Source organism: Pedobacter sp. 01N416 (assembly GCF_056399685.1).
This window is the reverse complement of sequence record NZ_JBFTRT010000654.1, coordinates 1-4,267: the sequence shown is the minus strand read 5'-3', so window position 1 is coordinate 4,267 and position 4,267 is coordinate 1. Positions and strand designations below refer to the sequence as shown.

General features: G+C 38.4%; 4 protein-coding genes. 2 read left to right on the top strand and 2 right to left on the bottom strand.

The window, feature by feature from the left end:
* The coding region (locus AC1DND_RS25375) for a uridine kinase family protein (protein WP_477585311.1) at window positions 1-337 on the bottom strand (337 nt) is incomplete at its 3' end.
* Entirely contained in the window at window positions 334-1,527 is a 1,194-nt protein-coding gene (locus tag AC1DND_RS25370) for a LysM peptidoglycan-binding domain-containing protein (RefSeq protein WP_477585310.1), read from the bottom strand. The genes AC1DND_RS25375 and AC1DND_RS25370, both read right to left, overlap by 4 nt.
* A gap of 195 nt (window positions 1,528-1,722) precedes the next feature.
* On the opposite strand from AC1DND_RS25370, the gene AC1DND_RS25365 reads away from it, so the two are divergent.
* Together AC1DND_RS25365 and AC1DND_RS25360 are read left to right on the top strand one after the other, a co-directional pair.
* The gene (locus AC1DND_RS25365; RefSeq protein ID WP_477585309.1) at window positions 1,723-2,202 is read left to right on the top strand and encodes a Dps family protein; all 480 of its coding nucleotides are present in this window, start codon (window positions 1,723-1,725) and stop codon (window positions 2,200-2,202) included.
* A 104-nt stretch (window positions 2,203-2,306) separates the two neighbouring features.
* The gene (locus AC1DND_RS25360; RefSeq protein WP_477585308.1) at window positions 2,307-4,142 is read left to right on the top strand and encodes a UbiD family decarboxylase; all 1,836 of its coding nucleotides are present in this window, start codon (window positions 2,307-2,309) and stop codon (window positions 4,140-4,142) included.
* Window positions 4,143-4,267 lie beyond the last annotated feature (125 nt).

Genomic DNA, 4,267 nt, shown 5'->3' with positions numbered 1-4,267 from the left:
CTACAATAATGATTGGTGCCGATTTAATCTCCAAAATTTTAACAACGGCGAGTGGGTTATTGAAGTTGTATTCTTTTTTATAAACAACCTCGCCAGTCATTAACTGCTTAATGTCTCTTAAAAACTGTTCGCTATCAATGGTAGAAGGGAGGTCGAAGTTGTATAACTTGTTTTCTTCCTGCGTCATCTCGCCCGCTGGGATATAATAGTCATCTTGCGATACGAGTGTTACTTCATCCTGTTTAAAATGGTGAAGAAAACAGTTTAAGAAAAATGTTTTACCAGATCCGCTACCACCGGCAATACCAATTATAAATGGCTTTTTGTTTAAACTCATTGAGCACTATATGTTAAATTGCAGAAAAAACGTTTGTCTAAAGCGCCCAATGAATCGGCTACAGCTTTAGTCATTACAATTATAACATCTTTTGTGGATTCGTTCTCCGTAAATTTACCAACAACTTTGGCAAAGGTAGTGCGGTTGGTCATTGGGTTGGTAATCTTAATTACCCTGCCCACAGGTGCGGTACGGTGTAAAACCAACATTTTTGTTCCGTCCAGGTCCTGATCTGCAATCCAAACTGCGGTTCCTTTTTCTTCGATCTGACTTAAACCATATACGCTCGGGTCGCGGCGAAGTTTAGGGTCTTTAACCATGGTGCTATCTGGTTCGTTTTCCTGCTCTTCTTTCGATAAATCATTAACCGATTTAGGTTGTGGCGGTTTAGGAATAATCAGTTTCTGATCAACTTTAATTGCGTTGTCTTCCAGTTTATTTGCTGTTCTGATCTGATAAGCCGTTAAATTGTATTTTTTAGCAATGGTAAAAATGTTTTCTCCAGTAGCAACGGTATGAATAAAACTTTCTTCTTTAGTTGCTTGTGCTTCTTTAACTTTTGCTTCTACCTCTTTAACTTTTGCTTCAGCTTGTTTTTCTTTCGGAACCTGAACATCTGTAATAATCCCTCCCGGTACTTTTAAAACCTGTCCAATGGTAATGGCGTTATCAGGCAAATCGTTCAGTTTTCTAATCTGGTAAGCGGTAATGCCGTATTGTTTAGCGATGGTGAAAATAGTTTCGTTCCTTAAAACAGTATGTGTGCCGGCCGCATCTGTAGATTTGTTCTCCTGAACAGGTTTTTCTTCAGCAGCAGATACTACTTTGTTCTCATCAATGTTTTTAGTTGCCGGAATTTTAAGTTTCTGACCGATACGCAAGTTATTTCCTGAAAGATTGTTGGCTTTTTTTACTTCTTCAACAGTAGTGCCGTATTTCTCGGCTATTTTGCCTAAAAACTCCTTAGGCGCAACAGTATGCTCGATCATGGTTTGATCAGCAGATGATGCATTGGCTTGAAGCGTTTCTGTATTGTTTTTCGCTGGTGGCGTTACCGGAGGAGCTGTTGCAGTTTGTTCTCCATTTTTAGCAGGGATTTTTAAAACCTGACCGATACTTAAATTGCTGCTGCTAAGATTGTTTAAAGCTTTAATCTCATTAATGGTTGTGCCATATTTTTCGGCGAGCATGTTTAAGTTTTCTTTTGGCTTGATGGTATGCTCTATTATATTGCCAGTAGAAGCGCTTTGATTTTGTGTGCTGTTAACTGATCCTGTTACGGTAAAAGGAATATTTGTTGGTACTTTAATGATTACCCCAACAGCAAAACTKTTATAAATTTGGGTTGTTACGTAGACATCAAAAACATCATAAATAATAAAAAAATGGACGCTAAAGAAATAAGCTTAAACGAAAAAGAAGTTAAACCAGTTGTAGATCTTTTAAACGATTATTTGGCTAATTATCATATTCATTATCAAAAACTAAGAGGTTGCCACTGGAATATTAAAGGTCAGAACTTTTTTACTTTACATGTTAAGTTTGAAGAATTATATACCAATGCACAATTAACTATTGATGAGATAGCCGAGCGTGTATTAACCTTGGGTAAAGCACCGCATAGCCGTTTTGCCGATTATATAAAAGAATCTCAAATTAAAGAAATTGATACCATTGGCCTTAAAGATCTTGATATGGTTGATGCCATCTTAGATGATATGGCTGCATTGATCGAATTGGAAAGAGGACTTTTAGAAGCTACAGATGCGGCCGGAGACGATGGTTCTAACGATATGGTTAACCGTTTTATGCAGTTTAAAGAGAAAAATACCTGGATGTTGCGCTCTTTCGCAGGAAAGAAATAATATAATTTAGGTGGTTAAAAGCCTTATGTAAGTAGCTTTATTGTAAAATCTGCTTATATGAGGCTTTTTTGTTTCGGAGAAAATCTAATTATTTATCTTTGGGCATGGCATACAAAAGTTTAGCAGAATGTGTATCCGATCTCGAAAAGCACGGTCATTTAATCAGAATAAAAGAAGAAGTAGATCCCTATTTAGAAATGGCAGCCATCCATTTAAGGGTTTACGAAAATAAAGGACCAGCAATACTATTCGAAAAAGTTAAGGGAAGTCCTTTTCCTGCTGTTTCAAACTTGTTTGGTACATTAGAGCGATCGAAATTTATTTTTAGAGATACTTTACCAAAAGTACAACAGCTGGTATCGTTAAGGAATGATCCGATAAAAGCATTAAAAAATCCATTTAAATATGCGGGTTCAGCAATGTCGGCTTTATCGGCCTTGCCACTTAAAACACCTTCTGCAAAAAGCAAATTTTTAAAAACAAGTATTGGTCAGTTACCACAAATTGTAAACTGGCCTATGGACGGTGGCCCTTTTGTTACCATGCCGCAGGTTTATACTGAAGATATAGATAAACCAGGCGTTTTAAATGCAAATTTAGGCATGTATCGCATCCAATTGGGTGGGAACGATTATATCCAGGATCAGGAGATCGGGTTGCACTATCAGATCCATAGGGGGATTGGCGTACATCAGTCTAAAGCCAATGCACTAGGCCAACCCTTAAAAGTGAGCATTTTTGTTGGCGGACCTCCATCACATCCTTTAGCAGCAGTGATGCCTTTACCGGAAGGATTATCGGAAATGACATTTGCAGGTGCATTGGGCGATAGGCGTTTCCGTTATTTTTATGATGATGAAGGTTTTTGCATTTCTGCAGATGCCGATTTTATTATTACCGGAACGGTTTACCCAAATGAAAATAAGCCAGAAGGGCCTTTTGGCGATCATTTGGGGTATTACAGTTTAACGCATCCTTTTCCTTTGATGAAAGTGCACAACGTATATCATAAAAAGGATGCCATTTGGTCGTTTACGGTTGTTGGTCGTCCGCCACAGGAGGATACCAGTTTCGGGGCTTTGATCCATGAAATTACAGGCTCGGCCATACCACAGGAAATACATGGTTTAAAAGAAGTTCATGCGGTTGATGCGGCTGGCGTTCACCCTTTGCTCTTTGCCATCGGCAGTGAGCGTTATACCCCATATTTAAAAGCGCGCAGGCCTCAGGAAATATTAACCATAGCGAACCATATACTGGGAAAAAACCAATTGAGTCTGGCTAAATACCTGTTTATTGCAGCCAAAGAAGATGATCAGCATTTAAGTACGCACCATATTGAAGCATTTCTTACCCATATTTTAGAACGGATCGATTTAACGAGGGATGTTCATTTTTATACCAATACTACAATTGATACACTTGATTATAGCGGTGATGGACTAAACAGCGGATCGAAGGCAGTAATTGCTGCAGCAGGAGATAAGCAGCGTGAACTTTGGAATAAGATTCCTGAAGGACTGAAATTGTGCGATGGATTTTATCTGCCGAAAATAGCCATTCCAGGGGTTTTGGTTTTAGAAAGCAACAAATATTTAAATCCCGAGAAAACAGCTGCTGAAATTGCTTTATTGAATATGGCCATGATGGATCAGGATTTATCAGGCTTACCTTTAATTATATTGGCTGATGATGCAGAATTTACGGCTGCCAATATTGAGAACTTGGTTTGGGTAGCTTTTACAAGGAGCAACCCGGCAGCTGATATTTATGGTATTAACGATTTTACCATTAATAAACATTGGGGCTGTAAAGGTTCGTTGATTATTGACGCAAGGAAAAAGCTCCACCACGCACCTGAATTGATCAAAGATGAGGCTGTGGAAAAAAAGCTGGATGTTTTGGCTCAAGAGGGTGGAAGCCTGTATGGAATAATTTAGTTGAATAATTAAAATAAAAAATTGTTTCTTAAGCATACATAGGCCATGCTTTCAACTTCTGGGCTAATTACTTTTTTATGGGTGCTACTTGTACCTGCAATCGCTTAGTTTAACCAACCCAAACC

Bases quoted from the DNA above. Each gene is read 5' to 3' on its own strand.
- AC1DND_RS25360 (WP_477585308.1), top strand. From the start codon at position 2,307: ATGGCATACAAAAGTTTAGCAGAATGTGTATCCGATCTCGAAAAGCAC.
- AC1DND_RS25370 (WP_477585310.1), bottom strand. From the start codon at position 1,527: ATGCTCGCCGAAAAATATGGCACAACCATTAATGAGATTAAAGCTTTA.
- AC1DND_RS25365 (WP_477585309.1), top strand. From the start codon at position 1,723: ATGGACGCTAAAGAAATAAGCTTAAACGAAAAAGAAGTTAAACCAGTT.